The organism is Campylobacter sp. CFSAN093229 (assembly GCF_011068225.1).
Taxonomy (GTDB): Bacteria; Campylobacterota; Campylobacteria; order Campylobacterales; family Campylobacteraceae; genus Campylobacter_D; species Campylobacter_D jejuni.
In genome coordinates this window covers 49,103-75,771 of record NZ_JAAMXB010000002.1, presented here as the reverse complement: position 1 = coordinate 75,771, position 26,669 = coordinate 49,103, and the positions used below count along the sequence as shown (strand labels likewise).

The 26,669-nt window shown below is 31.0% G+C and carries 28 protein-coding genes and 1 pseudogene; 14 read left to right on the top strand and 15 right to left on the bottom strand.

The window, feature by feature from the left end; genetic code table 11:
- The first annotated feature begins 81 nt into the window (after positions 1-81).
- Complete coding sequence (locus FBE93_RS00715) at positions 82-327, top strand: YfhL family 4Fe-4S dicluster ferredoxin (protein WP_002854647.1); 246 nt, start codon at positions 82-84, stop codon at positions 325-327.
- The gene (locus FBE93_RS00710; protein WP_070233653.1) at positions 327-1,787 is read left to right on the top strand and encodes a Ppx/GppA phosphatase family protein; all 1,461 of its coding nucleotides are present in this window, start codon (positions 327-329) and stop codon (positions 1,785-1,787) included. The genes FBE93_RS00715 and FBE93_RS00710 overlap by 1 nt, the downstream gene beginning before the upstream one ends.
- On the opposite strand, the gene FBE93_RS00705 is transcribed toward FBE93_RS00710, so the two are convergent.
- From FBE93_RS00705 to FBE93_RS08395, 9 genes and pseudogenes are all read right to left on the bottom strand, one after another.
- Complete coding sequence (locus FBE93_RS00705) at positions 1,784-2,581, bottom strand: hypothetical protein (RefSeq protein WP_002868919.1); 798 nt, start codon at positions 2,579-2,581, stop codon at positions 1,784-1,786. The two genes, FBE93_RS00710 and FBE93_RS00705, sit on opposite strands and share 4 nt — an antisense overlap.
- Entirely contained in the window at positions 2,582-2,890 is a 309-nt protein-coding gene (gene fliN, locus FBE93_RS00700) for a flagellar motor switch protein FliN (protein ID WP_002824739.1), read from the bottom strand. It abuts the gene before it with no gap.
- Entirely contained in the window at positions 2,890-3,312 is a 423-nt protein-coding gene (locus FBE93_RS00695; protein WP_002934004.1) for a chemotaxis protein CheX, read from the bottom strand. Before FBE93_RS00695 ends, fliN begins: the two co-directional genes overlap by 1 nt.
- A 70-nt stretch (positions 3,313-3,382) precedes the next feature.
- Positions 3,383-4,132: a tryptophan synthase subunit alpha gene (gene trpA / locus FBE93_RS00690; RefSeq protein WP_002934005.1), complete on the bottom strand. Its 750-nt coding sequence runs from the start codon at positions 4,130-4,132 to the stop codon at positions 3,383-3,385.
- On the bottom strand, positions 4,125-5,303 hold the full coding sequence (gene trpB, locus FBE93_RS00685) for a tryptophan synthase subunit beta (protein ID WP_002934006.1): 1,179 nt from the start codon (positions 5,301-5,303) through the stop codon (positions 4,125-4,127). Before trpB ends, trpA begins: the two co-directional genes overlap by 8 nt.
- Entirely contained in the window at positions 5,300-5,899 is a 600-nt protein-coding gene (locus FBE93_RS00680) for an N-(5'-phosphoribosyl)anthranilate isomerase (RefSeq protein ID WP_002934007.1), read from the bottom strand. Before FBE93_RS00680 ends, trpB begins: the two co-directional genes overlap by 4 nt.
- Positions 5,886-7,487 carry an anthranilate phosphoribosyltransferase gene (gene trpD, locus FBE93_RS00675; RefSeq protein WP_002934009.1) on the bottom strand — a complete coding sequence of 534 codons (1,602 nt, stop codon included), beginning with the start codon at positions 7,485-7,487 and terminating at the stop codon, positions 5,886-5,888. The genes FBE93_RS00680 and trpD overlap by 14 nt, the downstream gene beginning before the upstream one ends.
- Entirely contained in the window at positions 7,484-8,734 is a 1,251-nt protein-coding gene (locus tag FBE93_RS00670) for an anthranilate synthase component I family protein (RefSeq protein ID WP_002921530.1), read from the bottom strand. The genes trpD and FBE93_RS00670 overlap by 4 nt, the downstream gene beginning before the upstream one ends.
- A gap of 163 nt (positions 8,735-8,897) precedes the next feature.
- Positions 8,898-9,023: pseudogene (locus FBE93_RS08395) on the bottom strand (hypothetical protein).
- 121 nt (positions 9,024-9,144) lie between these two features.
- Here FBE93_RS08395 and FBE93_RS00665 point away from each other — a divergent pair.
- The 3 genes from FBE93_RS00665 to FBE93_RS00655 all read left to right on the top strand — a co-directional run bounded on the left by FBE93_RS00665 (position 9,145) and on the right by FBE93_RS00655 (position 13,276).
- A complete protein-coding gene (locus FBE93_RS00665; protein WP_165434077.1) occupies positions 9,145-9,930 on the top strand; it encodes a sulfite exporter TauE/SafE family protein in 786 nt (261 codons plus the stop codon).
- A 72-nt stretch (positions 9,931-10,002) separates the two neighbouring features.
- Positions 10,003-12,828: an excinuclease ABC subunit UvrA gene (gene uvrA, locus FBE93_RS00660; protein ID WP_002934017.1), complete on the top strand. Its 2,826-nt coding sequence runs from the start codon at positions 10,003-10,005 to the stop codon at positions 12,826-12,828.
- A 4-nt stretch (positions 12,829-12,832) separates the two neighbouring features.
- The gene (locus FBE93_RS00655) at positions 12,833-13,276 is read left to right on the top strand and encodes a YqaA family protein (protein ID WP_002880488.1); all 444 of its coding nucleotides are present in this window, start codon (positions 12,833-12,835) and stop codon (positions 13,274-13,276) included.
- On the opposite strand, the gene FBE93_RS00650 is transcribed toward FBE93_RS00655, so the two are convergent.
- Both FBE93_RS00650 and FBE93_RS00645 read right to left on the bottom strand, forming a co-directional pair.
- Positions 13,232-14,239 carry a nucleoside hydrolase gene (locus FBE93_RS00650; RefSeq protein WP_002934019.1) on the bottom strand — a complete coding sequence of 336 codons (1,008 nt, stop codon included), beginning with the start codon at positions 14,237-14,239 and terminating at the stop codon, positions 13,232-13,234. The two genes, FBE93_RS00655 and FBE93_RS00650, sit on opposite strands and share 45 nt — an antisense overlap.
- Entirely contained in the window at positions 14,236-15,597 is a 1,362-nt protein-coding gene (locus FBE93_RS00645; protein WP_059110892.1) for an MFS transporter, read from the bottom strand. The genes FBE93_RS00650 and FBE93_RS00645 overlap by 4 nt, the downstream gene beginning before the upstream one ends.
- A gap of 161 nt (positions 15,598-15,758) precedes the next feature.
- Between FBE93_RS00645 and polA the strand changes: the two genes are divergently transcribed.
- The 3 genes from polA to motB are packed head-to-tail and all read left to right on the top strand — an operon-like array spanning position 15,759 to position 19,936.
- On the top strand, positions 15,759-18,398 hold the full coding sequence (polA, locus tag FBE93_RS00640; RefSeq protein ID WP_002934029.1) for a DNA polymerase I: 2,640 nt from the start codon (positions 15,759-15,761) through the stop codon (positions 18,396-18,398).
- A gap of 15 nt (positions 18,399-18,413) precedes the next feature.
- Positions 18,414-19,190 (top strand): flagellar motor stator protein MotA, encoded by a 777-nt coding sequence (gene motA, locus FBE93_RS00635; protein WP_002854170.1) that lies wholly within the window; start codon positions 18,414-18,416, stop codon positions 19,188-19,190.
- 2 nt (positions 19,191-19,192) lie between these two features.
- The gene (motB, locus tag FBE93_RS00630) at positions 19,193-19,936 is read left to right on the top strand and encodes a flagellar motor protein MotB (protein ID WP_002934031.1); all 744 of its coding nucleotides are present in this window, start codon (positions 19,193-19,195) and stop codon (positions 19,934-19,936) included.
- Between the two features lie 5 nt (positions 19,937-19,941).
- On the opposite strand, the gene flhB is transcribed toward motB, so the two are convergent.
- Both flhB and FBE93_RS00620 read right to left on the bottom strand, forming a co-directional pair.
- Entirely contained in the window at positions 19,942-21,030 is a 1,089-nt protein-coding gene (gene flhB / locus FBE93_RS00625; protein ID WP_165434076.1) for a flagellar biosynthesis protein FlhB, read from the bottom strand.
- Positions 21,031-21,148: 118 nt separating this feature from the next.
- A complete protein-coding gene (locus tag FBE93_RS00620) occupies positions 21,149-21,745 on the bottom strand; it encodes a peroxiredoxin (protein ID WP_002854219.1) in 597 nt (198 codons plus the stop codon).
- 206 nt (positions 21,746-21,951) lie between these two features.
- Between FBE93_RS00620 and FBE93_RS00615 the strand changes: the two genes are divergently transcribed.
- The 6 genes from FBE93_RS00615 to FBE93_RS00590 all read left to right on the top strand — a co-directional run bounded on the left by FBE93_RS00615 (position 21,952) and on the right by FBE93_RS00590 (position 25,245).
- Positions 21,952-22,236, top strand: coding sequence for a 4Fe-4S dicluster domain-containing protein (locus FBE93_RS00615; protein WP_002854354.1), 285 nt, complete (start codon positions 21,952-21,954; stop codon positions 22,234-22,236).
- Positions 22,237-22,348: 112 nt separating this feature from the next.
- Positions 22,349-22,762 (top strand): nucleoside-diphosphate kinase, encoded by a 414-nt coding sequence (ndk, locus tag FBE93_RS00610; RefSeq protein ID WP_002854376.1) that lies wholly within the window; start codon positions 22,349-22,351, stop codon positions 22,760-22,762.
- A complete protein-coding gene (locus FBE93_RS00605) occupies positions 22,763-23,116 on the top strand; it encodes a hypothetical protein (protein WP_002857618.1) in 354 nt (117 codons plus the stop codon).
- A gap of 23 nt (positions 23,117-23,139) precedes the next feature.
- A complete protein-coding gene (gene rpmF, locus FBE93_RS00600) occupies positions 23,140-23,286 on the top strand; it encodes a 50S ribosomal protein L32 (RefSeq protein ID WP_002858674.1) in 147 nt (48 codons plus the stop codon).
- A gap of 5 nt (positions 23,287-23,291) precedes the next feature.
- Entirely contained in the window at positions 23,292-24,278 is a 987-nt protein-coding gene (gene plsX / locus FBE93_RS00595; protein ID WP_002934035.1) for a phosphate acyltransferase PlsX, read from the top strand.
- Positions 24,271-25,245 (top strand): beta-ketoacyl-ACP synthase III, encoded by a 975-nt coding sequence (locus FBE93_RS00590; RefSeq protein ID WP_002934036.1) that lies wholly within the window; start codon positions 24,271-24,273, stop codon positions 25,243-25,245. Before plsX ends, FBE93_RS00590 begins: the two co-directional genes overlap by 8 nt.
- On the opposite strand, the gene FBE93_RS00585 is transcribed toward FBE93_RS00590, so the two are convergent.
- Positions 25,242-25,592: a RidA family protein gene (locus FBE93_RS00585; protein WP_002854323.1), complete on the bottom strand. Its 351-nt coding sequence runs from the start codon at positions 25,590-25,592 to the stop codon at positions 25,242-25,244. The two genes, FBE93_RS00590 and FBE93_RS00585, sit on opposite strands and share 4 nt — an antisense overlap.
- A complete protein-coding gene (gene serC, locus FBE93_RS00580; protein ID WP_059110891.1) occupies positions 25,589-26,665 on the bottom strand; it encodes a phosphoserine transaminase in 1,077 nt (358 codons plus the stop codon). Before serC ends, FBE93_RS00585 begins: the two co-directional genes overlap by 4 nt.
- Positions 26,666-26,669 lie beyond the last annotated feature (4 nt).

Genomic DNA, 26,669 nt, shown 5'->3' with positions numbered 1-26,669 from the left:
CTTTATTTCTATTTTTATATTTTATTTAAGTTTGGTTATTGTATAAACTAAAATTATTTTTTAAATTTTTGAAAGGTTATGATGTCTCTTTTAATTACAAAAGACTGCGTATGTTGTGATGCTTGCAGAGAAGAATGTCCTGATGAAGCTATTTATGAAAATAGTCCAATTTATGTAATAGACCCTGATCTTTGTTCAGAGTGCGTTAATGATTTTTCAGAGCCTGCCTGTATTGTTGCTTGCCCATATGAATGTATCATTCCTGATCCTGATAATGTAGAAACTATAGAAGAATTAAAACTCAAACATAGAGATAGAGAATTTTAATGGCAAAAAAAACAGCCGTTGTTGATCTTGGCTCAAACTCCATTAGAATGGTGATTTTTGAAAAAACTTCTAGATATGGTTTTTATACAACTTGCGAATACAAACGCAAAATAAGACTTGGAGAAAATGCTTATAATAATGGCAAAATTCTCCAAGAAGAAGCCATGCAAAGAGCCGAAGATGCCTTAGCTTTTTTCAAACAATGCGCTTTAAAGCATAAGTGCAAAAAAATATTTATAGTAGGCACATCAGCCTTAAGAGATGCCCCAAATTCAAAAAATTTCATTAAAAGAATCAAAGATAATCTGTCTTTAAATATACGCTGTATAGATGGAAAAAGCGAAAGTTACTTAGGTGGTCTTGCGGCTTTAAATTTATTAAGTCCTTTTAAGGATGGAACCACTTTAGACATAGGTGGTGGTTCTAGTGAATTGTGTTTAATAAAAAATAATAGAATTATTTCTTGCATATCTCTTGATATTGGCACTGTTAGGCTAAAAGAATTGTTCTATGATACTGGAAAAATGGATTCTTTAGAAGAATTTATAAAACCAATTTTAGAACAAATTCCTAAAGAATTTTGCAATCAAAACCTTATTGCAATAGGTGGAAGCTTAAGAGCAATATCTAATTCCATCATGCAAAAAAATTCCTATCCACTGAAAAATTTACATGATTTTCGCTATATGCTAGATGAAGAAAAAGGACATATTTTAAAAATTTTTAATTCAAACTTAGACTCTTTAATCAATTTTGGCATAAAAAAGGATCGTTTTGATACCATTAAAGAGGGTATATTTATTTTTTTAAAGATTGCGGAAAAAATAAAAGCCAAACAAGTTATCACGAGTGGGGTTGGAATCAGAGAAGGAGTTTATTTGCAAGATTTACTTCGTCCTAAAATCACTTTTCCACCAAATTTCAATCCTAGTTTAAAATGTTTACAAGATAAATTTTTACAATCAAAACAAAAAAATAAAACTCCACATTTTGCTCTGCAAATTTTTACAACCCTTAAAAATCTTCATAAACTTAATGATAACTATAAGCATACTTTACTAAATGCTGCCAAATTATGCCATATTGGAGAATATTTAAATTTCTATTTTGCTAATGAACACTCTGCTCATTTTGTACTAGGTGGATTAAATTATGGATTTTCACATAAAGAAAAAGCTTTAATTGCTAGCATTATTAAGCTTAATGGAAAAAAAGTTAATCCTTATAATCTTGAACCCTATAAGCAACTTTTACCCAATATTCATACCATTTCATGGCTTAATTTTATTTTGTGCCTAGCTAAAACTTTAAGCACAAATGAAGATAAGATTGATTTTGCTTTTGCAAACAATACTCTTTATATATATCAAGAAAACAAAATTCTTAATTTACCTAAAGATGAGCTCAAAAAAATTGCAAAACCAGCTACCATAGCATTAGCAATCAATCAAAAAATTTAAGATTTTTTACCTTTTTGACGCTGCTCTATAAGATTTTGAATTCTTTTTTTATTCTCTTCAAAAAAAGAATCAAAATTTTTCTCTGTTTTTTCTGTATGTTTTATTGTTTGTTCCTCTGGAATTTCAACACTTTCTAAAAGCACATTGGAATTACCTATTATCATTGTATAACGTTTATTAGCGTGATCAAAAACAACAAGTTGATTATTTTTATCTAAAAATCTTTGGAAAATCATAGTAAAATCTCTAGAAACATTGTTATTTTTATAAACCATAGTCTTTTTAAACCACCAAAGCACTATTAACAAAATAACTAAAATCAGCATTACTAAGATATAATTTGTATAATCATACCCTTCTAAACTTGTACTTTTTGGTTTAGGCATTAATTCTTGAGAATTATTCGCAGTTGTTGTAGGTACAGATTCGATATTTGCTTTCCCTTGCTCTATAGCTCGTATCCTTACTCCAAATTTATCATTGATAGAGCTAAGTTCTAAATTAATATTTTGTTTGTTTTGTAGCATAATATAGGTATTATTATTTTTAGAACTAATACTAATTTTATCTACAAGTTGAGAGTTAAGTTCTTTTAATTCATCTTTAGAATACGTTAAATCACTAAAAGTTAAAAGAGTTAAATTTTTTTCTTTTTTTTGAGAAATCTTGCCATTATAAGCATTATCAAAAGAAAGCATTAAATCTACTCGGTCATTTCTATCGTAGATATTATAACTAATCAACTCAACACTATATAAAGGTAAAATTAAAAAAAATAATACTAGCAATCTCATTTAAATTTCTTTTTTAAAATATTGAAGCACAGTCTTAGAATCCAAAATTTCATTAATTCTTATAGCGAGATTTTTTTCATAAACCATAACCTCGCCTTTGCCAAAAATTCTTTTATTGATATAAAGCTCAACGCTTTCTCCAGCAGGCTTTTCAAGATCAATAACCGAGCCTACTTCAAGTTTTAAAAGCTCCGCTACACTCATATTTGTAGTTCCAAGCTCGCTTACAAAATCTACTGTAATATCTAAGATATCTTCATAAGATTGTAAAAGCCCATGATGAATGTTAAACTCTATATCATCGCTCATTATTTGCAATATCCTATTCTAAAATAACAATTTTCAAATTTATAAGTTAAAGCTTCATCTAGAACTATTTCAGAAAAATCAACTTTTCCTAAATATTCCGGAATTCCGAGTTTATACTCGTCATCACCCTTGGCATCATTTAACAAATTTTTAGCATAACCTATAATCTGATTGGCACATTCTTTAGTTAAATCGCACCAGTCATCTTCTTTAAATTTTTCATCATTAATTAAAATTTCTGCAATTTTTTTTAAAAATTCTTTTGGAAAAAATAAATAAAAATTACTTTCTCCTTCGCTTTTGCCCATGATAGGAATACTCGCTCCATAAAGTTCACCGCTTATATCTTGAGCTGCTTCAATGCGAAGTCTTAAGATATGCTCGCAAAAATGAGTGATGGAATACTCAAGAATCTTTAACATAGCTACCACCTTTATAAAAAACTTAATTTAAAATTATAGTAAATATAAAATAAAAATATGTTTTAAAATTTTATTTTTTGAAAATTTCTTCAATATCTTTCATTATTATATCCAAATTTCCTTGTTTAAAACACTTTACTATGCTAGTTCCCACAATCACTCCATCAGCAACTTTTCTCATTCTTTTTGCATCTTGATTATTTTGAATGCCAAAACCTACAAAAATAGGCAAATTTGTAAAAGATCTGATTTCTTTTACTTTATCTTGTAAGATTGCTTCTTCGACACTTTTAGTACCTGTAATACCTATGCTTGCTAATAAATAAATAAAACCTTTAGCATGTTTTACTAACTTTTTAACCCTTTCTTTAGGGGTTGTAACACTTACAAGTGTAATTAAAGCTATATTATATTTTTCACACTCTTTAATTAAATCATCACTTTCTTCAAAACTTAATTCAGGTATAATCAAAGCACAAATCCCTAAAGATTTTGCTTTTTTCACAAATTTTTCCAAACCATAAGAAAAAATTAAATTATAATAAACCATAAAAACCAAAGCTTTTTTAGTTTTTACCCTAGCTAAAAGCTCAAAAACATTGTAAATATCTACACCTTGATCAAGAGCTATTTTTGCCGCATCTGCAATAATCTCACCATCGGCAATAGGATCACTATAAGCAACACCAAGTTCTAAAATATCAATAGGGCTTTGATCCAATCTTTGCAAAAAAGCTTCACTTGTTTGAAGATTTGGATAACCTAAAACCGTATAAGCCACATTTGCATTTTCTTTATAAAATTTTCTAAAATCAACCATAAATCACCCCTTTTTTATAATCTCTAATCATTTGCATATCTTTATCTCCCCTGCCTGAAAGATTTACTAGTATCACGCTTTTCTTTTTTAAAGTTGGACAAAGTTTTTCTAAAAACGCTAAAGCATGCGAACTTTCAATCGCTGCAATAATACCTTCTTCTTTGCAAAGTAATTTTAAAGCTTGCATACATTCTTCATCACTTATAGCATGATATTGCGCTCTTTTACTTTCAAATAAAAAAGCATGCAAAGGGCCAATTCCTGGATAATCAAGCCCTGCAGAAACACTATGTACAGGCAAGATATTGCCTAAATCATCTTGTAAAACCTTGGTTTTCATACCGTGAATAATGCCTGTTTTTCCCTTATTTAAAGTCGCTGCATGATAAGGCGTATCAATGCCAAGCCCTCCTGCTTCAATACCTATAAGTTTAACATTTTCATCTTTGATAAAATCATAAAAAATCCCAGCTGCATTGCTTCCACCCCCAACAGCTGCGATAATATAATCTACTTTTTTATTGAGTTTTTGAAGTTGCATTTTGCATTCTTTTCCTATAATGCTTTGAAAATGGGTTACCATTTTAGGATAAGGATAAGGACCTACCGCACTTCCAACCACATAAAAAATATTTTTAATATCTCCAACCCAAGCTTGAATAGCCGCAGTAGTAGCTTCTTTTAGAGTTTTAAGCCCACTTTGTACTGCATGAATTTTAGCACCCAAAAGCTCCATTTTATAAACATTTAAAGCCTGTCTTTGCACATCGGTTGCCCCCATATAAATTTCACATTCAAGTCCTAAAAGTGCTGCTGCAGTGGCTGTTGCAAGTCCGTGTTGACCTGCTCCTGTTTCTGCTATGATTTTTTTCTTTCCCATTTTTTTTGCTAAAAGGGCTTGAGCGATGGCATTATTGATTTTATGTGCTCCAGTATGATTTAAATCCTCGCGTTTTAAATAAATTTCATGCTGATATTTTTTGCTTAAATTTCTAGCAAAATAAAGCGGAGTAGGACGCCCCACATAAGTTTTTAGAAGCTCGTTTAATTCTTTTTTAAAGAGTTTATCTTTAGAAAATTTCAAAAAAGCACTTTCTAGCTCATTTAAAGCAAACATTGCACTTTCAGGCAAAAACTGCCCCCCAAAATCCCCATAATACGCTTTTTTCATTTTTTCAGCTCCTTTAAAATTTGTTTTATTTTGTTGATATCTTTTAAGCCTTTTTCATCTTCAAGTTTTGAATTAAGATCTAAAATTTTAGCTCCTGTTTTTACGGCCTTATGAATATTATCCAAACCTATGCCTCCAGCTAATGCAAAATCTTTAGTATAAGAACTTAATAAAGTCCAATTAAAACTTATTCCATTACCGCCCTTTAAAATTCCCTTAGCATCAAAAAGCACTAAATCAGCAAAAATTTCACTTTTTAAATCTAAACTATTTTCCACACTTATCACCTGCCAAACAAAAACATTTTGCACCTTTAAAATTTCAAATTCTTCTTTGGTAATAGTGCGATAAATTTGTATCCCATCAAGCTTAACTTCTTTAATACATCTTAAAATTTGTTCCAAATTTTCATCTACAAAAACACCGACAACTTTTTTATCTTTCTCATGAAAAATTGCACTTAAATTTCTTGCTTGATTTAAACTCACTCTTCTTGGACTTTTAGCAAAAATAAGTCCAAAAAAATCAATATTTAAAAAAGCTAAATCTTTAGCATTTTTTTCATCTTTAATGCCACAAATTTTAAGCTTTAGCATAAGCTTGATACTCCTTAAAATACTCTATAACTTTACCTGAATAAATGGCTTCTAAAATCATATCTTTAGCCACTAAAGGCGAACTTGCTTTATTGGCTGTATAAAGTGCAAACATAGCATTTAAAACTACCAAATCAAATTTTGCCCCTTGCATTTTACCACTTAAAATATCTTTTAAATCCTTAGCGTTTTCATATGCACTAGACCCTATGATTTCACTATGAAAAGCTCTTTTAAAACCAAATTGTTCAGGACAGATAGAATACTCTAAAATTTCTCCCTCGCAAAGCTCATAAATTTTACTTTCATCGCAAATACTAAGCTCATCCATACCATCATTTCCTCTTACCACTAAAGCTTTTTTGCGTCCTAAATTTTTTAAAACCTCTATCAAAAGCCTATGCACAGGTGCGTGATAATTTCCCATAAGTTGATATTTTAACTTTAAATTAGGGTGCAATAAAGGACCTAAAACATTAAAAACCGTTCTTACTCCAAGTCTTGATCTGATCTCTTTAAGTTCTCCTACTAAAGGATGAAAAAATGGAGCATGTAAAAAACTAAGCCCTTGATTATTTAGTTGTTTTAAAACTGATTCTAAAGTGTTTGGAGTAGTTATATTTAAAGCTTCTAACACATCTGTACTTCCGCTAGAACTTGAAATGGCACGATTTCCGTGTTTGGCTACTTTTACTCCTAAAGCTGCTAAAATAAAAGCACTAGTCGTAGAAACATTAATACTTTTAAAACCATCTCCACCTGTTCCACAAATATCAATCATCTCACTCTCATCACTAAAAGTTTGAGAATATCTTAAAATTTGTCTTACAAAAGCACTTAAAGATTTTTCGTTTAAAGACTTTTCAGTGATTAAAATCAACAAAGCCGCTACTTGTAAAATTTCATAATCTTTAGACATAATAATCTTACAAATTTGCTCAAAATCATCGCTTTGTAAAAAATGATTTTCACTCATTTTTTGCAAATAAAAACTTAAAGGATTTTCTTGTTTTTGTGATTTTTTTATATCTTGTTTTAAAAAATTAGAAAAAAGTTGTAAGCCATATTCACTAAAATAGCTTTCAGGATGAAATTGCACACCATAATAAGGTAAATTTTTATGTCCCAAAGCCATAATCACACCCTTTTCATCAAGGGCTAAAATTTCAAGCTCATCACTAAGCTGTTTAACCTCTAAAGAATGATAACGCATCACACTAAAATTTAAAGGTAAATTAGAAAATAATTCATTTTCCCTGCACTGTTTTATCAAAGAATTTTTTGCATGCATAGGCTCTTGCATCTTAACCACTAAAGAATCAAAAGCTAAAGCTAAAGCTTGATGTCCTAAGCAAATGCCCAAAACAGGGATATTAAGCCTTGCTTTAAAAATTTCAAGACAAATCCCACTTTGACTTGGATGCTTTGGACCAGGACTTAAAATAATATGAGTAGGATTTAAATTTTTAATTTCACTCAGAGAAATTTCATCATTTCTTCTTACTAAAATTTCATCATTGCTGAGTTGCTCTAACATGCTTTTAACATTAAAAACAAAAGAATCATAATTATCAATTAAAAGTATCATTGATTTTCCTTTTTTAAATTTTCAAAAGCTACCAAAAGCGCCTTGCGTTTAGCACAAATTTCTGCATATTCTTTTTGACTCTCACTTTGCAAAACAATACCCGCCCCACTTGCCAAATAAGCCTTATCTTGAGTAAAAAAAGCGCAACGAATTAAAATCGCTAAAGTTATGTCTTCGTTAAAATTTAAAAATCCTACCGCACCACCATAAATTCCACGATCGCAATCTTCAAGCTCACTAATGATCTCTAAAGCTCTTATTTTAGGAGCTCCGCTTAAAGTTCCCGCTGGAAAAACTGCTTCAATCACATCAAAAATACTCGCATCTTCTTTCATATTGGCATACACTTCACTCACTATGTGCATTACAAATTTATTTTTAATAATAGAAAAAAGATTTTCCACTCTTGTTTGAGTGCCAAATTTAGAAGCATCATTTCTTGCTAAATCTACAAGCATCTTATGTTCACTAAGTTCTTTTTCATCACTTAAAAGATCTTTTTCTAAAGCTAAAAGATCACAGTTATTTTCCAAATTTCTAGTTCCAGCAATAGGGGCTAAATAAATCTCTCTTTTTTTAATTTTCAATAAAAACTCTGGAGAAGAACCCAAAACAACACCATATTTACTTGGAAAATAAAACATATAAGCGCTTGGATTTAAAGCACTTAAACTCTCATAGTAGTCAAAAGCATTTACTTGATGTTTAATACAAAGTTGCTTACTTAAGACCACTTGAAAAATATCTCCACTTAAAAGATATTCTTTGGCTTTTTCGCACATTTTTAAAAAATCATTTTTTTCATCTTCTAAAGAATTTAAAATTTCAAAATCATTTTTTTGTTTCTTTTTCATTGGTTCAATATCATCTTTTAAATATTCAAAATATTTTGAAGCGCCAAATTTAAAAAACATCTTGCTATTTTTCTCATAAATCAAATAAGCTTTAGCATTGGCAAACAAAAATAAAGGAAAATCATAATTTTTCTTAGAAGAAAGTGGAATTTTTTCAAAAAAAGATACAAAATTTGCACTAAAAACTCCAAAAAATCCAGCAAAGTCGCAAATTTTATTCTTGCTTAAAGCTTCATAATATTTTGCCTTAAACTCGCTAAAGGATAATTCATTAGCATCTAAATAATCACAATCAATCCCTATAATTACCTTAGTCAAATCCTCTGCAAAATAAGAATTTTCAAATTTTTCAAGGATTTGTCTGTAATAAAAATTTACATTTTTAACAAACATAATAAACCTTTTTTAAAAAATAAATTAAAATAATATTAAAGAAAAAATTTAGATAAAAAGAAGTTTAGAAACACCAAGAGCGAAGAGTGTGTGTAAGTTTTAAAATCAAAGAATTACTAAAAAAATCATTTTCACTCATCTTTTACCTTTCTTATAAAATATTTCAAAAATTAAGACTTTTATGAAAATTTTTAAAGTCTAAATTAATTTTAATCAATAAATATAAATTTTACTTTAAATTTAAAATAAATATTATAAAATCTTTATATTTTATAATATTTTGAAACATTTTTACGATGCTTAAAGTTACCAAAAAATATTCTATTGTTATAAAAAACTAAGATAATACTTAGCTTAATAAGATAAAATTATTCCGTATTTGAAATATTTAATATTTTTTAGGAAAAGCTATGGAAATCACAGATTTACCTTATCTAATCATAGGAATCATTTCAGGTATTGCTTCTGGACTTTTTGGCATTGGTGGAGGTATGATTATCGTTCCTTCTATGTTCGCACTTGGAGCAAGTGCTCACCATGCTATCGGAATTTCAGTATTGCAAATGATTTTTGCAGCAGTTTTTGGCTCTTATATTAATTATAAGAAAAAAAATCTAAATCTTAAAGATGGTATTATGATAGGTTTTGGAGGGCTCATAGGGGCAAGCTTTAGCGGAATGCTTTTAAAAGCTTTAAGTGATGTAGCTCTTACTGGCGTATTTTTAGCGGTAAGTTGTATATTTTTTATCAAATATGCTTTTGGAATTAAAGAAAACATTGTGCAAAATCAAAGAAGCGTTTGGGTAAAGAATGTCATTTTATTTATTGCTGGAGCTTTTACTGGTATTTTTGCTATTTCTTTGGGAATTGGTGGCGGACTTTTAATTGCTCCGATTTTAGCTTATTTTTTAGGCTATGATAGTAAAAAAGTTGTTTCTTTATCCTTGTTTTTTGTTATTTTTGCTTCAGTCTCTGGTATTATATCTTTTTCAAATTCTGGAGTTATAGACTCTGAAGTTATTCATAAAGGAATACTAGTAGGTATAGCTTCTATGGTTGGAGTTTTTATAGGAATTAAAATCATAGAAAAAATGCATATTTCAGCTCATAGAAAAATTTTACTTTGCATATATGCCTTATCAATACTTGGAACCACCCACTCTTTACTTAATAAGCTAAATCTTATAAATTTTTAACTTGGATTTATCCAAGTTCTTTTAATATTATTATGCTAAAATCTTAAATTTATTTAATGTTTAGGAAAGACTATGAACGATACCATAAAAATCATTGGTGCAAGAGAAAATAACCTAAAAAATATCCACCTTGAAATTCCCAAAAACAAACTCATTGTTTTTACAGGACTGAGTGGGAGTGGAAAATCAACCCTTGCTTTTGGCACTCTTTATGCCGAAGGACAACGCCGTTACATAGAAAGTTTAAGTGCTTATGCCAGACAATTTTTAGATAAGGTGGGCAAACCTGATGTCGATAAAATCGAAGGTTTAACTCCAGCCATTGCCATAGATCAAAAAACCACTTCTAAAAATCCACGCTCGACCGTGGGAACCATCACTGAAATTTATGATTATCTAAGACTTTTATATGCAAGAGTGGGTATTCAACATTGTCATCAATGCGGACAAAAAATCTCATCTATGAGTGCAAGTGATATAGTCAGTGAAATTTTAAAATTTCCAAAAGGTGCAAAAATCATCATCTACGCCCCACTCATACGAGAAAAAAAAGGAACTTATGCAGATTTGCTTGAAAATTTACGCAACAAAGGCTATGTAAGAGCTCAAATCGATGGAGTTTTGGTAAGACTTGATGAAGAAATTGAACTGGCCAAAACCAAAAAACACACCATTAAACTTGTCATAGATAGGCTTGAAATTCAAGAAGATTTACTCTCTCGTCTTGCAAGCGATATAGAAAAAGGCTTACAAGAAAGCTTTGGAGAAATAGAAATAGAAGTTTTAAATCATGAGGAAATAAACCTTAATAAACATTATCATTTTAGCGAACATTCAGCTTGTTTTGATTGTAAAATTTCTTTTGTTCCACTCGAGCCTTTAAGCTTTTCTTTTAATTCTCCAAAAGGAGCATGTGAAGCTTGTGATGGACTTGGAATTCGTTATACTTTAGATATGAAAAAAATCATCGATGAAAATTTAAGCCTCGAAAATGGTGCTGTTAAAATCATGTATGGTTTTAATAAAAGTTATTATTATAAATTCCTAATCGCCTTTTGCGAACAAAATGAAATTCCTATCAAAATACCTTTTATGCAATTAAGCGAAGAACAAAAACGCCTTGTATTGTATGGTAATGCCAAAACTATAGAATTTCTTTGGAAAAGAAATCGTCTAAAACGCACCTTTGAAGGCGTAGTTAAAATGGCTTATGAAATGCTAAAAGATGAAAAAGATTTAGCCGAATATATGAGTGAAAAAATTTGTAAAGACTGCGGTGGGCATCGTTTAAAACCCGAAAGTTTAGCCGTGAAAGTAGCCAAAAAAGGCTTGGGTGAAATTTTAGATATGAGCATAGAAGATAGTACGGCCTTTTTTGCAGATGAGAAAAATTTTTCTTATTTAAGCGAGCAACAAAAACTTATTTCTAAACCTATCCTAAAAGAAATCAACGAAAGATTGTTTTTCTTGTATGATGTGGGACTAGGTTATCTTTCCTTAGGGCGCGATGCAAGAACGATTAGTGGGGGTGAAGCACAAAGAATCCGCATAGCTTCACAAATTGGCAGTGGTTTAAGTGGAGTGATGTATGTCTTAGATGAGCCTAGCATAGGACTTCATGAAAGAGATACTGCAAAACTGATTAAAACTTTAAGAAATTTACAACAAAAGGGCAATACCCTAATTGTCGTAGAGCATGATAAAATGACTATAGAAGAAGCAGATTTTATTGTAGATATTGGCCCAAAAGCAGGAAAATTTGGAGGTGAGGTTGTATTTAGTGGAACTTATAAAGAACTTTTAAAAAGCAAAAGCGAAACTGCACTTTATATGAATGGTAAAAAACAAATTTCACAACTTCAAAACAGAGCACAAAAAGAATGGCTTGAACTTAAAAATGTAAATATTAACAATATCCAAGATTTAAGCGTAAAATTTCCTTTACAAAATTTAGTCGCTATAACAGGAGTTTCAGGTTCTGGAAAAAGTTCTTTGATACTTCAAACCCTACTTCCTTTTGCACAAGAGGAATTAAACCGCGCTAAAAAAGTTAAAAAACTTGGTGGAGTGCAAATAGAAGGACTTGAAAAACTTGATAAAGTCATTTATCTTGATCAAAGCCCAATTGGGCGCACACCACGATCAAATCCTGCCACCTATACAGGCGCTATGGATGAAATCAGAAATCTTTTTGCCGCCACTAAAGAAGCCAAAATGCGTGGTTATAAAGCAGGACGCTTTTCTTTTAATGTCAAGGGTGGAAGATGTGAGAAATGTAGCGGAGATGGAGAAATCAAAATAGAGATGCATTTTTTACCTGATGTTATGGTAGTTTGTGATACTTGCGGGGGCAAACGCTACAATGATGCCACGCTAGAAATCAAATATAAAGGCAAAAATATCAGTGAAATTTTAAATATGAGTGTTTTAGAAGCGAGTGAATTTTTTACAGCTGTTCCCAAAATCAAACAAAAATTAGATACTCTAGTAAAAGTGGGTTTAGATTATCTAACTCTAGGACAAAATGCCACCACCTTAAGTGGAGGTGAAGCACAAAGAATCAAACTTGCTAAAGAACTAAGCCGTAGCGATACAGGAAAAACGCTTTATATACTTGATGAACCTACAACAGGACTGCATTTTGAAGATGTCAATAAACTCATCTTAGTTTTACAACATTTGGTTGATCTTAAAAATTCGGTTTTTGTAATAGAGCATAATTTAGATGTGATTAAAAATGCTGATTATATTATCGATATGGGGCCTGAAGGAGGAATTAAGGGGGGCAAGGTTATTAGCACAGGAGGCGTAGAAAAAGTCGCTAAAGAACACAAAAAAACCCGTTCTTACACAGGATATTATCTAGACTTAGAGCTTAAAAATACACAAAAATCATAATTTTATGTTTGATTTTTTATATAATGATATAAGTTATTTAGGACTTTTTATAGTGTGTTTTCTTTCAAGCACACTATTACCTTTAGCAAGTGAAGCCTTTGTTTTAGGCTTTATAAAACTTGATTTTAATCCAAATTTGATACTTATCGTAGCCACTTTGGGTAATACCTTAGGAAGTTTAAGTACTTATGCTTTAGCGTATTTTGGAAAAGAAAAAATTTTAGAAAAATACTTTAGCAAATCCTTAAAAAAATTAGAAAATTTCAATGCTAATTTTGCTAAATTTGGAAGTATATTTGCTTTTTTTACTTTTTTACCTTTAGTGGGAGATCTTTTTGCCTTAGGACTTGGTTTTGCGAAATATTCTTTTTTAAAAACTATATTTTTTATCTTACTTGGAAAATTAAGTCGTTATGCTTTCATAATTTTCATAGCAAACTCCTTTTAAAAGCCTCTCTTTTATAAGTTTTAAAAGCTTTGTATTATCTACATTTTTTAAAATTTTAACACAATTTTTAGTGCTTAAATCCACTCCCATACTCATTTTTGGCTCTTTAAAACAACGCCAACTCATACCTCTTGCCAAAGAACTATCGCAAATAACATCAGCATAACACTCATCAAAATCTGCAATACTAGAATCTAATGCATAAGCTATCGTTAAAGCATCATGTATCCAAGTTCCCTTTGTACCACGTGTTTTAGAAGCATAATCAATCCAAACGCTTAAAGTTTCAACGATAAAATCGCATAAAATATTCTTAGCTTGCAACTCTTTTAAATCCTCATGTGTTAGTAAAGTCTGCATGGTTGCATTATAAGGTACGAGTGTAATTTTAGCTCTTGAATTTAACACTATACTAGCCGCCTCAGGATCAAAACCAAAATTTGTATCCTTAGTGTAATAAGGCATATCAAAACTGCCGCCCATAATAAAAAGCTCTTTAAGATTTATATCAAAATCTTTAAAAATTTTCATAGCCATAGCGATATTTGTCAAAGGTCCTATAGCACAAATAGAAATTTCTTTAGGATTTTTACTCACCAACTCACCCATTTTAAAAATCGCATCGGGATTTATATTTTCTAAAATTTCAGGACTTTTTATATTTTCCCAAAGATATTCAAGCTTAAAATTTTTTACACTTTCATCAAGTCTTTGACGCCAAGCTTTACTTGGTTCTTTTAAGGCTTCATTCGCTCCTAAATAAACGGGAATGTTTAATTTTAAACGTTTAAATAAATCCTTAGCCACGCTATAGGCAACAAGGCCTGGAACATTACCACAAACCGTGCTTAGCATTTCAAGTTTGATTTCTTTAGATGACAAAATCAAAGCAAGCGCTAAACCATCATCGGTATTTGATCCCGCAATAGCATTGCCTATATCCGTGTCTAAGATAAGTCTCATATCGCATCTTCTATTTTATTTAAATCTCTACCTCTAGTTTCTGGCGCAAAAAATGTAGTCACAAAACCTATACCTGCAGTTAATACAAAATATGTCGCAATAGGCCACCAAGTGCCATAATACGCAAGCAAAGCAGAAGCCACCATAGGCGCTGTTCCTCCTGAAAGAATAGAACCTAGCTCCTTAGCAAAAGCCATTTTTGTATAACGGTTTTTTACCCCAAAAAGTTCTACACCCCAAGCCGCTTGTACACCAAAAATCCCTAAAGATGCTAAAGACATACCTACAATAATAGTTAAAATCACAATAATTTCATTTTTACTATCTAAAAGCATAAAAGCAGGAAAAGCATAAATCATCAAAAGCAAACAAAACATTCTATAAGTAATACGTCTTCCAAATCTATCACTTAAATAACCTGCCAAAGGAATAACCAAAAAACCTACCAATGAAGCTATCATTACTGCTGTAGTGGCAACTGATTTGTCTAAAAGTAAAATTTTAGTCACATAACCTACAATAAAACCTTGCGCAAGATAAGAAGGTCCATTTTCGCCTATTCTTAAGCCCACCATAGTCCAAAAAGCACGACTTCTTTGCCAAAAACTTCTTTCATCTTTTTTCATATGCTTTTCGTTATTAAGACGCAATTTCATCATTTCATTTTTTTGCTTTTCAAAAACAGGGGTTTCTTTGACATGAAAACGAATATATACAGCAAAAAGAGCGATTAAAATACTTCCCATAAAAGGAACTCTCCAGCCCCATTCTTTAAAACTTGCTTCATCCATTTGTACCATCAAAAGCCATACAAAAGACGCAAGCAAAGTTCCGCTATTTGATCCTAAGGCAATCACAGAAGAAACAAGCCCTCTTCTCTTGCTAGGAGCATATTCTCCAAGCATAACTGTTCCACCTGAAAGTTCAGCTCCTGCACCAAAACCCTGCATAAAACGTAATATAACCAAACAAATAGGCGCCCAAACACCAATTACTGCATAACTTGGGATAAAACCTATAAGAGTAGTTGAAATTCCCATTAAAGCTATTGTAGCCATCATAACATTTTTTCTTCCATGTTTATCGCCTAAATAACCAAAAAACAAAGCCCCAATAGGTCTTGCAATAAAACCTATGCCATAAGTTACAAAACTAAGCAAAAGTGCAATTACTGGAGTTTGCTCAGGAAAAAACACTTCTGAAAAAATTGTTGCAGCTGCTAAACCATAAAGTGCAAAATCTGCATATTCCATAGCAGTTCCCAACCAGCAAGAAAAAACTGCCTTTTTAAAAACTTTCCTACCTTCAGGTGTGTTAAAATTCTTATCCGCAATTCCATCAATTTGCTGATTTGTCATTACATTATCCTTATATTTTAATATATTTTTTTATAAATAATTTGTAATTATGGCTAAAAATTGCAGTGTTTTTGCTTAAAGATCTTAAATTGTAGACATTTTAAGCAAAATTTTGAAATAATACAACTTAAAAATATATTTTATCAAAAGAAGAAATTATTATGAAAACTTTAACTATTATCGATACTTTTGGATTTTTTTTCAGACTTTACTACGCATTAAAAGGTTTTAAAAATTCACAAGGACAAGCTAGTGGAATGATTAGCGGTTTTGCAAATTTTATTTATAGCTTAAAAAATGAACATAAAAGTGATTATATTGTTTTTGCATTAGACTCCAAAGGAAAAACTTTTCGTAGCGAAATTGATCCAAACTATAAACAAAATCGCACTCCACCACCACCTGAACTTCTAGAACAAATTCCAATTTGCATAGAGATGATAGAAAAAATGGGTTTTATAAGCGTTTCTCAAGAAGGTTATGAAGCCGATGATATCATCGCTTCTTTTGTAAAAACTTGTGAAGATAGGGATATTTTTGTACGCATTATCACTCAAGATAAAGATCTTTATCAACTCATAAAAGATGGTAAAACAAGCATTTACAGTCCTATTTCTAAAAACGACTATGATGAAGCAGCGTGTTTAGAAAAATACGGAGTAAAACCTCATCAAATCAGAGATTTTTTAGCTCTTTGCGGAGATAGTTCTGATAATATTCCAGGCGTTAAAGGTATAGGTGCAAAAGGGGCTAAAACCTTACTTGATGAATTTGGTAGCATAGAAGGAATTTATGAAAATTTAACTCTAATACGCAATGAAAGAAGTCGTAACTTGCTTTTAGAGGGTAAGGAAAATGCATTTTTAAGCAAAAAATTAGCCTCTTTGTATGAAAATTTAGAAGTGCAAGATCTTATAGAAAAAGCAACTTATCCTGATGAAGAACCTCTTTTAAAAATACTTGAAATTTTAGAACATTACGAACTTAATACTTTACTTAAAAAACTGCGTCAAAATCCTGATAATAAAGATAAAAATTTAGGTTTTAAAGCCATTTTAATACAAGATGAAAACAAACTTTTTGAAATTTTAAATACCCTTGATAAAGAAAGTATTATTGCTTTTGATACCGAAACCACAGGACTTGATACAAAAGAAGCAAAAATTGTTGGTTTTAGTTTTTGCATGAGTGAAAATGAAGCTTTTTACGTGCCTTTAACCCATAATTATCTTGGAGTAGGTGAGCAAATCTCATTGCAAAGCGCCAAAAAAGCTATAGAAGTAATCTTTAATCATTTTGTTATAGGACACAATCTCAAATATGATTTTAAAATCATTCAAAATAATTTTGGATTAAATTTACCTCAAAAATACGCAGATACAATGATTTTAGCATGGCTTAAAAATCCTTCTTTAAGAGTAAATATGGATGATTTAGCTTTAAGATTTTTTAATTATGAAACCTTACATTTTGAAAGCCTTGTTAAAAAAGGAGAAAATTTTGCAAGTGTAGAGCTTGAAAAAGCTTGCAAATATGCTGCGGAAGATGCTTATATCACTTTAAGATTTTATCTTTATTTTTTAAAAAATCTTGAAACTCCTTTATTAGAACTTGCTAAAAACTGCGAATTTGATTTCATTAAAATCATTATGACGATGGAAGAAAATGGGATAAAACTTAACACAAATGCACTTGAAATCCTTATGAAAAAATTTGAAAATGAAATCAAAAATTTAAGTGAAGAAATTTATACTCTTTGTGAGGATAGATTTAACCTAAATTCACCTAAACAAGTAGGTGATATACTTTTTGAAAAACTTAAACTTCCAAGTGGAAAAAAAGGAAAAACAGGATATTCTACCGATGAAAAAGTTTTAAATGCACTTTTAGATAAACATCCTATAATTGCTAAAATTTTAGATTATAGAGAACTTGCCAAACTTTATTCCACTTATTGCGAACCTTTGTTAAAACTAGCGTTAAAAGATAAAAATTCACGCATTTATTCAAGTTTTTTACAGACTGGAACCGCTACAGGACGCCTTTCATCTAAAGATCCAAATTTGCAAAATATTCCTGCACACGGACAATACGCAAAAGATTATAAATCTTGCTTTGTAGCTAAAGATGGATTTAGTTTTATCTCTCTTGATTATTCTCAAATCGAACTGAGAATGCTTGCGCATTTTAGCGAAGATGAAAAACTTTTAAATGCTTTTGCTAACGATGAAGATATACATGCAAGAACAGCTATAATGATTTTTGGAGAAAGCAATTATGAAACCAGAAGTGTTGCAAAAAGTATAAATTTTGGACTTATTTATGGCATGGGCTATAAAACTTTAAGTCAAAATTTAAAAATAGAAGCTCATTTAGCCAAATCTTACATAGAAAAATATTTTGAAAATTTTACTAGTATTAAGAAATATTTTGAAACAGTTAAAAACAAAGCTAAACAAAATGGTTTTATCACTACTTTAAGCGGTCGCAAGCGTTATTTTGATTTTGAAAACGCAAAACCTATGCAAATTACCATGTATGAAAGAGAAAGCATTAATTCAATCTTACAAGGCTCAGCAGCTGATGTAATCAAACTTGCAATGCTAGAAATCAATAAAGAATTAAATGAAGACAAAAAGCTTATTTTGCAAATTCACGATGAATTAATTTTTGAAGTAAAAGATGATTTATGTGAAAATTTTGTAAAAAAAACTAGAGATATTATGGAAAATATAGTAAAATTAAAAGTAAAATTAAAAACAAGCTCAAGTATCGCCAAAAATTGGGGCGATTTAAAATAATCAAGGAGATATTTAATGGATCTTTCAACCATACTGGGAATGGTGCTTGCAGTTACTAGTATTTCAGTAGGAGATATACTAGAAGGTGGTAATCCTTTACATGTTGTGCATCTTTCTTCCTTTCTTATAGTTATGCCAACGGCTGCATTTTGTGCAATGACTTCTACACATAAAAAAATCGTAAAAGCAGCTTATAAAGAACTCAAAGTTGTCTTTAAAGGTTCTGGAGTAAATCTACCTGAAAGGATAGCCCAGTTAATAGAATTTGCCATTATTGCAAGAAGAGATGGTCTTTTAGCATTAGAATCAAGAACCAATGAGATTGAAAATGAATTTTTAAAAAATGCTATGATGATGCTTGTAGATGGTAAAAGCTTTGAAGAAATTCACGAAAGCATGGAAATACAAACCGAACAACTTGAAGAGCATTATAAAGAATGTGCAGAATATTGGATAGTATTTGGAGAAACTTGCCCTACCATGGGACTTGTTGGAGCGGTTTTTGGTCTTATTCTAGCTCTTAAATTGCTAGACAATCCTCAAGCAATGGCAGCGGGTATTTCAGGTGCTTTTACAGCTACGGTTACTGGGATTTTTGGTGCTTATGCGCTTTTTGCACCTTGGGGAAGAAAAATGAAAGCTAATGGAATGGATCTTGTAAAAGAGCAAATTGTCATCACTGAAGCCATAAAAGGAATTGCAGAAGGTGCGAATCCTAGAGATTTGGAAGCTAAGCTTTTTAATTTCTTAAGTCACGATGATCCAAAAATTTCACAATTTGACAAAGGTTAAAAATGGCCAAGAAACATAAATGTCCAGAATGTCCTGCAGGTGAAAAATGGGCTGTACCTTATGCAGACTTTCTAAGTTTGCTTTTGGCGCTTTTTATTGCTCTTTGGGCAATTTCTAAAACAAATCCTGCTAAAGTAGAGGCTTTAAAAACCGAATTTGTTAAAATCTTTGATTATACCTCTACTCAAACAGTCAAAGAAGAGAGTAAAACTCAAGAAAAATATAAGGGTGCAGCAAAAGAAGAAAGTGATGAACTCAAATCGTTAAAACAAATGACTATGACACAGCAAGAAACCATCAAACGTCTTCAAGCGGCTCTAGATCAAAGCGACAATCAGGTTGCTCTTAACCTTCCATCCAAAGTTGAATTTGAAAGAGGTAGCGCTCAAATCGTTTCAGCTGATATACAAGATTATTTAAGACGTATGGCTGAACTAACAACATATTTGCCACCTCAAGCAAAAATAGAAATTAGAGGCTATACAGACAATAGCGACTCTATTATAAGAAGTTATGAACTCGCCTACCAAAGAGCAGAAAATGTATTAAAATATTTTATAGAAGGTGGAGCAAATTTGAAAAATATTAGCATTAAAAGCTACGGGCTTAATAATCCTATCAATGGAAATCCACAAGCCCTAGAAAATAATAGAGTAGAAATATATTTTAAAGTCGATACGGCAGATACAAGTACTCAAAAATCAGTTCTTGAACTTATCAATAAAATAGGAACTAAAGCACCTTAAAAGTTTTAGTTTCCTTGTTTTACTTGACCAGCTAAACGACTCTTATTATTTGTATTATAAACAAATCCTAGCACCTCAGCTACAGCTTTAAACATTTCCCTAGGAATAAGATCATTAACATCACAAGCTTTATAAAGCTCTCTTGCTAAAGGAGGATTTTCATAAACTACAACATTATTTTCATAGGCTACTTGTTTTATGCGAAGAGCGAGAAAATCCACTCCTTTGGCAACAACCCTAGGAGCTTGTTCTTTACTTGTATCATAACGAATAGCTACGGCATAATGCGTTGGGTTTGTGATCACCACATCCGCACCTGCAACATCTTGAACCATACGACGACGCGCAGCTTCCATTTGAAGTCTACGAATTCTACCTTTAACCTGAGGATCTCCTTCCATTTGTTTATACTCATCTTTTATTTCTTGTTTGCTCATACGCAAACCTTTAAAATACTGAAAACGCACCAAAAAAACATCTAAAACAGCAATAATTAAAAAAGCAACTATAACAATAGCTGCTAAAACAATAGCTCTGTCTCTTAGCCAAGTAAGCTGTGCAACCATAGTATAAAGCTCAACCCTTGGAAGCTCTTGCATAAATTTAAGTAAAACTATAAAAGCTATAGTAAAAACAATGCCCACTTTTAAAATAATTTTTATACTTTCAACAATTTTTTTCAATGAAAAAAGGTTTTTTAAACCTTTTAGAGGATTGATTTTTCCTAAATTTGGCATAATAGGTTTAGTTGTAAAAATAAAACCAAATTGCATAATATTTCCTAAAACCCCAGCAATCATAATACTTAAAACAATAGGTGCAAGAATAATTAAAACTTCAAAAATGCTTTTAATCATAATGGCTTGAATAATACGCAAATCAAATTCAACACCAATAAAACTTTGATAGTATCTATATAAATTTACAATTCTCTCGCCCATAAAACTCATCATAAATAAAGTTATAGTTACTCCAATTATCAAAGTTACAATAGCTGCCGCATCTTGAGACTTTGGAACATTACCTTCTTTACGCGCATCTTCTATCTTTTTGGACGTGGGTTCTTCTGTTTTTTCTTGATCTTCGCCTGCCATATTTTAGCCTAAGTAAAAATTTTAATATGTGTGTAAAATTATAGTAGAAAATTTATGAATTTCAATTAAAGAATAAAAATGAAGAAAAAGCCTCGTAAAGAGGCTTTATACTAAGAAATTAAAGTTTAGCTTCGTTTTTGCCAAGATATTCAGCCACGCCTTTAGGGTTAGCTTTCATACCTTCATCGCCCTTATTCCATCCTGCAGGACAAACTTCACCATGCTCATTTGTAAAAAGCATAGTATCAACCATTCTTAACATTTCATCTATATTTCTACCTAGTGGTAAATCATTAACCACAGCATGGCGAACTGTTCCATCAGCATCAAGCAAGAACGAACCACGAAGGGCAACTGCTTCTGCATAAAGTACATCAAAATTTCTAGCAATCTGCTTAGTTAAGTCAGCAACAAGCGGAAATTTAACCTGACCAATACCACCTTGATTTACTGGAGTATTTTTCCAAGCAAAATGTGAGAATTCATTATCTCCTGAAATTCCAATTACTTCAATGCCACGATTTTTAAATTCTTGATATCTTTTATCAAAAGCTATAATTTCTGAAGGACAAACAAAAGTAAAATCTTTTGGATAAAAGAATACTACCGCTCCTTTTGGACCTATGTTTTTATAAAGATTAAAATCTTGAACAATTTCATTGTTTCCCAATACTGCTGGAGCAGTAAAATCTAAAGCTTTTTTAGTAACTATCATATTTTCTCCTAAATAATAAATTTTATTGATAACGAAATTATATCGTTTAAATCTTTATTTTTTTTTAAATATCTAAAATAATATTAAAAATTTAAGAAAGTTATAATTATTATCAAATAATGTAAATTTTTGATTATCAAAATTTACCTTATTTAAGAATTTTATGCTAAAATCTTTTAAATCTTAAATATTAAAAAGGAGAAAAAATGGCTGTAAAAATTACAGATATATGTATTGCTTGTGGTTCTTGTATTGATGAGTGTCCAGTGAGTGCTATCGTTGATGATGCTAACAATCCAGAAGGTGAAGATAGATATTATGTTTATGCAAACAAATGCGTTGAATGCGTAGGACATAATGATCAACCCGCTTGTGCCAGTGCTTGCCCAACAGATGGATGTATAGTTTGGAGTGCTGTAGAATCAGGACAACCAAGTCGTGATAATATTGGCGCTGATATGAGAAGTGGGGACACTCCAGTTTTTGCATAATTTTAAAAAATTAAAAAGCTAGAGATTCCTAGCTTTTTCTTTTAATTTAACTTTCTTTAAACAAATTCAAGTATAATTTTAAGCTTTATTAAAATAAGGAGTTATTACAAAGATGGAAAAAACTTTATCTATAATTAAACCTGATGCTGTTAAAAAAGGTGTTATAGGAAAAATTTTAGATCGTTTTGAAAGCAATGGATTAAGAATCGCTGCAATGAAAAAAGTTCAACTTAGTAAAGAACAAGCTGAAAATTTTTATGCTGTTCATAAAGAAAGACCTTTTTTTAAAGACTTGGTTGAATTTATGATTAGCGGTCCTGTTGTTGTTTCTGTACTAGAAGGAGAAGGTGCTGTATTAAAAAATAGAGATTTAATGGGAGCGACAAATCCTAAAGAAGCTAAAGCAGGAACAATTAGAGCCGATTTTGCTGAGAGTATTGATGCTAATGCTGTTCATGGAAGTGACAGCTTGGAAAATGCAAAAATAGAAATTGATTTTTTCTTTAAACCAAATGAAATTTGCTAAATGAAAATCCCTTTTTCTAAGATTAATACAAAGGAATATCCTTTTAAACTTAATCTTGAAAATATGATTTTTGAGGGAAATTTAGTAAAAATAAATCCTAAGCTTGTTAAAATAAATGCTATTATGCAAGGTTTTATCTATAGACCTTGTGATAGTTGTGGAACTGAGTTAGAACTTGAAATTAAAGAAAATTTAGAACTTTTTGCAAGTGATGGTATTTTTAAAGATGAAGCAAACGAATTGAGCAATACTATAGAATTTTTCGATGGACATATTGATTTAATAGAAGTTGCTATCAGCGAGCTTGAAGCTTATTTAAGTGATTATTTTTATTGCATAAATTGCAATAATTAATTAAATTTTATAAAGGAGAAAAAATGGCAGTACCAAAGAGAAGAGTGAGCAAAACTCGCGCAGCTAAACGCAGAACTCACTATAAAGTTAGTCTTCCTATGCCTATAAAAGACAAAGATGGAAGCTACAAAATGCCTCACCGTGCGAATCCAACAACTAAGGAATATTAAAATCAATGATTAACATTGCCATTGATGCAATGGGTGGTGATTTTGGAGAAAAACCCATTATAGAAGGCGTTTTAAAGGCGCTAGAAGCAAAACCTTTTAACGCTATCTTAGTGGGAAATTCTAAAATTCTGAAACCTTTAATACCAAAAAAATTAGAACAATATATACAATACGAAGAAGCTAGTGAAATTTTTTCGATGAATGAAAATGCCACAGATGCTTTAAAAAATAAAGAAACAACCATATACAAAGCTATTAATTTATTAAAAGAAAAAAAAGTAGATGCTGTAGTTTCAGCGGGTCATAGTGGAGCAAGTATGTCTTTGGCTACCTTAAGGCTTGGAAGACTTAAAGGCATTTCAAGACCTGCTATTGCCACTTTAATGCCAAATATCGTTAACAAAACTTTACTTTTGGATGTTGGAGCTAATACAGATTGTAAAGCTGAAAATTTATTTCAATTTGCCATAATGGGTGAAGTTTATGCTAGAGCAATCATGCAAATTCAAAAACCACGCCTTGCTTTACTTTCTAATGGTGAAGAAGAATGTAAAGGTAATGAACTTACCAAAGAAAGTCATCAGCTTATGAAAAAAATTCCAAATTTTATAGGTAATGCTGAAGGTAGAGATATTTTCAATGGTGAAATAGATGTTTTAGTCTGCGATGGTTTTAATGGAAATGCTATCTTAAAGGCTTGCGAAGGTGTAGCAACAGCTATTTTTCAGCTTCTAAAAAACGAAGTAAAACAATCTTTTATTTCTAAAATAGGTGCTTTACTTATGAAACCATCTTTTAAAAAATTAAAAAAACACACGGATTGGCAAGAATATGGCGGAGCACCTCTTCTTGGAGTTAATGGTTGTGTGATTATAAGTCATGGAAAAAGCGATTCTAGGGCTATTAAAAATGCAATTTTTCAAGCTATAAATTTTAGCCAATCTCATATTAATGAACTTATAGAAAATGAACTTGGAAAATACAATGCTTAAAGCCAGTCTTAAAAGTATAGCTTCTTATATTCCAGAAAAAATTTTAAGCAATGCTGATCTTGAAAAGATGGTAGATACCACCGATGAATGGATCACTAGACGCACAGGTATTAAAGAAAGACGCATTGCCAATGAAAATGAAAATACCAGCGATTTGGGCACAAAAGCTGCATTAAAAGCCATAGAAAGAGCAAATTTAAAACCTGAAGATATTGATGCTATTCTCGTAGCCACTTTAAGTCCTGATTATTTTACTATGCCTTCAACAGCTTGTAAAATTGCTTCAAATTTAGGACTCGTAAATATTAGTGCTTTTGATATTTCAGCAGCTTGTTCTGGTTTTATCTATTTACTTGAACAAGCTAAAGCTTTGGTAGAAAGTGGTTTGAAAAAAAATGTTTTAATCATAGGAGCTGAAAAAACAAGTTCCATTATGGATTACAATGACAGAAGTATTTGCATACTCTTTGGAGACGGTGCGGGTGCTGGAGTTGTAAGCTTGGATAATAAAAATCACATCCTTGATGTACATACTGCAAGCAATGGTAATTATGGAGATCTTTTAATGACTCAAAGATCGCAAAAATCAAACCTATGTCAAACACTTTCTATGCAAATGAAAGGCAATGAAGTTTTTAAAATAGCAGTAAACACACTTAGCAATGATGTTGTAGAAATTTTAACCAAAAATAACATTTTAGCACAAGAAATTGATCTTTTTATTCCTCATCAAGCTAATCTACGCATCATTAAAGCCGTCCAAGAAAAACTCAATCTAAATGATGAAAAATGTGTGATCACTGTACAAAAATATGGCAATACTTCAGCTGCTTCTATACCTATGGCAATGAATGATGCCTATGAAGAAGGTCGGCTTAAAAAAGGAAATCTGATCTTACTAGATGCTTTTGGCGGTGGTTTTACTTGGGGATCTGCGCTTTTAAAATTTGGAGGAGAGAATTTTTAATTCTCTCTTAGCTTTCCAAAAGCTTGAATTTCTACCAAATAACCCTCTGCTAAAGCACTTCCTACACAAGCTCTAACAGGTTTAGGATAATTTTTAATCCAAGCATCATAAATTTCATTCATTGCATCAAAATCTTGCATATTAGCTAACCAGATTTGAATTTGAATCAAATCTCCTTTGTTTGCGCCTATTTTTTCAAACAAAGCATCAAGTTCTGCAAGCGCTTCTTTAGTTTGTTTTTTAATATCTCCGCTAGGTTCAAAAGCCACTTGTCCTGCAGTCTTAAAATATTTATCAAAAACAATAATTTGCGACATTCTATCGCACTCATCAAAACGCTTTATCATGCATATTTTCCTTCAAATTCTTTCATAAATTCACACAAGGTTTTTACCTGATCCAAATTAAGCGCATTATAAATACTTGCACGAATTCCTCCTAAAATTCTATGTCCTTTAAGTCCTATCATTCCAGCTTCTTCGGCTTCCTTTACAAAAAGAGGCTCTAAATCTTTATTTTTAGCAATATTAAAACTCACATTCATTAAAGATCTATCCTTTTTATCTGCATGTCCTTTATAAAATCCATTACTTAAATCAATACACTCATAAAGCATAGCAGCTTTTTGAGAATTTTTCTCATGTACTTTATCAAGTCCGCCTTGATTTAAAAGCCAATCCATTTCAAGATTAAACATATAAATAGCAAAGGTTGGAGGCGTATTAAACAAGGACTGATTCTCAGCATGAGTCAAATAATTTAACATGCTAGGAATTTGTTTATTTTTAGATCTTTCTAACATATCTTTACGGATAAAAATACAACTTAAACCCGAAATTCCAGCATTTTTTTGCACTCCGCCATAAAAAAGAGCAATATTTGAAAAATCTACTTTTCTAGAAAAAAAATCACTCGATGCATCCACAATCAAAGGAGTTTTAGTTTTAGGATAATTTTGATATTGAGTGCCGTAAATAGTATTGTTAGAACAAATATAAGCATAATCAGCATTATCACTAAATTCCACTCTAGGAATATGATTAAAATTACTTTCCTCGCTACTTGCTACGGTTTTAACATTGACACCTAAAATTTGCGCTTCTTTAATTGCTTTTTTTGTCCAAACTCCTGTATTTGCATATTCACAAACTCCATTTAAAGCCAAATTCATAGGAATCATAGCAAATTGCAAACTTGCTCCACCTTGTAAAAATAATACTTCATAATCATCATTTAACCCGTAAAGTTTTTTAGCTTTCTCTTGTGCTCCAAAATGCACTTCTTCAAATACTTTTGTGCGGTGGGAAATTTCCATTATAGAATAACCCCTACCCTGATAATCACAGAGTTCTTTTTGAGCTTGCTCTAAAATTTCTAAAGGTAAAGTCGATGGCCCTGCACTGAAATTGATTTTTCTCATAATC

Excerpts from the sequence above, each read along its gene's own strand:
- ndk (WP_002854376.1), top strand. The coding sequence starts at position 22,349 with ATGGAAAAAACTTTATCTATAATTAAACCTGATGCTGTTAAAAAAGGT.
- FBE93_RS00715 (WP_002854647.1), top strand. The coding sequence starts at position 82 with ATGTCTCTTTTAATTACAAAAGACTGCGTATGTTGTGATGCTTGCAGA.
- motA (WP_002854170.1), top strand. The coding sequence starts at position 18,414 with ATGGATCTTTCAACCATACTGGGAATGGTGCTTGCAGTTACTAGTATT.
- FBE93_RS00645 (WP_059110892.1), bottom strand. The coding sequence starts at position 15,597 with ATGACAAATCAGCAAATTGATGGAATTGCGGATAAGAATTTTAACACA.
- FBE93_RS00710 (WP_070233653.1), top strand. The coding sequence starts at position 327 with ATGGCAAAAAAAACAGCCGTTGTTGATCTTGGCTCAAACTCCATTAGA.
- serC (WP_059110891.1), bottom strand. The coding sequence starts at position 26,665 with ATGAGAAAAATCAATTTCAGTGCAGGGCCATCGACTTTACCTTTAGAA.
- FBE93_RS00670 (WP_002921530.1), bottom strand. The coding sequence starts at position 8,734 with ATGTTTGTTAAAAATGTAAATTTTTATTACAGACAAATCCTTGAAAAA.
- flhB (WP_165434076.1), bottom strand. The coding sequence starts at position 21,030 with ATGGCAGGCGAAGATCAAGAAAAAACAGAAGAACCCACGTCCAAAAAG.
- FBE93_RS00590 (WP_002934036.1), top strand. The coding sequence starts at position 24,271 with ATGCTTAAAGCCAGTCTTAAAAGTATAGCTTCTTATATTCCAGAAAAA.
- FBE93_RS00615 (WP_002854354.1), top strand. The coding sequence starts at position 21,952 with ATGGCTGTAAAAATTACAGATATATGTATTGCTTGTGGTTCTTGTATT.
- trpA (WP_002934005.1), bottom strand. The coding sequence starts at position 4,132 with ATGGTTGATTTTAGAAAATTTTATAAAGAAAATGCAAATGTGGCTTAT.
- trpB (WP_002934006.1), bottom strand. The coding sequence starts at position 5,303 with ATGAAAAAAGCGTATTATGGGGATTTTGGGGGGCAGTTTTTGCCTGAA.
- FBE93_RS00605 (WP_002857618.1), top strand. The coding sequence starts at position 22,763 with ATGAAAATCCCTTTTTCTAAGATTAATACAAAGGAATATCCTTTTAAA.
- rpmF (WP_002858674.1), top strand. The coding sequence starts at position 23,140 with ATGGCAGTACCAAAGAGAAGAGTGAGCAAAACTCGCGCAGCTAAACGC.
- uvrA (WP_002934017.1), top strand. The coding sequence starts at position 10,003 with ATGAACGATACCATAAAAATCATTGGTGCAAGAGAAAATAACCTAAAA.
- trpD (WP_002934009.1), bottom strand. The coding sequence starts at position 7,487 with ATGATACTTTTAATTGATAATTATGATTCTTTTGTTTTTAATGTTAAA.
- FBE93_RS00650 (WP_002934019.1), bottom strand. The coding sequence starts at position 14,239 with ATGAGACTTATCTTAGACACGGATATAGGCAATGCTATTGCGGGATCA.
- FBE93_RS00665 (WP_165434077.1), top strand. The coding sequence starts at position 9,145 with ATGGAAATCACAGATTTACCTTATCTAATCATAGGAATCATTTCAGGT.
- motB (WP_002934031.1), top strand. The coding sequence starts at position 19,193 with ATGGCCAAGAAACATAAATGTCCAGAATGTCCTGCAGGTGAAAAATGG.
- FBE93_RS00695 (WP_002934004.1), bottom strand. The coding sequence starts at position 3,312 with ATGTTAAAGATTCTTGAGTATTCCATCACTCATTTTTGCGAGCATATC.
- plsX (WP_002934035.1), top strand. The coding sequence starts at position 23,292 with ATGATTAACATTGCCATTGATGCAATGGGTGGTGATTTTGGAGAAAAA.
- FBE93_RS00705 (WP_002868919.1), bottom strand. The coding sequence starts at position 2,581 with ATGAGATTGCTAGTATTATTTTTTTTAATTTTACCTTTATATAGTGTT.
- FBE93_RS00655 (WP_002880488.1), top strand. The coding sequence starts at position 12,833 with ATGTTTGATTTTTTATATAATGATATAAGTTATTTAGGACTTTTTATA.
- FBE93_RS00680 (WP_002934007.1), bottom strand. The coding sequence starts at position 5,899 with ATGCTAAAGCTTAAAATTTGTGGCATTAAAGATGAAAAAAATGCTAAA.
- polA (WP_002934029.1), top strand. The coding sequence starts at position 15,759 with ATGAAAACTTTAACTATTATCGATACTTTTGGATTTTTTTTCAGACTT.
- FBE93_RS00585 (WP_002854323.1), bottom strand. The coding sequence starts at position 25,592 with ATGATAAAGCGTTTTGATGAGTGCGATAGAATGTCGCAAATTATTGTT.
- FBE93_RS00620 (WP_002854219.1), bottom strand. The coding sequence starts at position 21,745 with ATGATAGTTACTAAAAAAGCTTTAGATTTTACTGCTCCAGCAGTATTG.
- fliN (WP_002824739.1), bottom strand. The coding sequence starts at position 2,890 with ATGAGCGATGATATAGAGTTTAACATTCATCATGGGCTTTTACAATCT.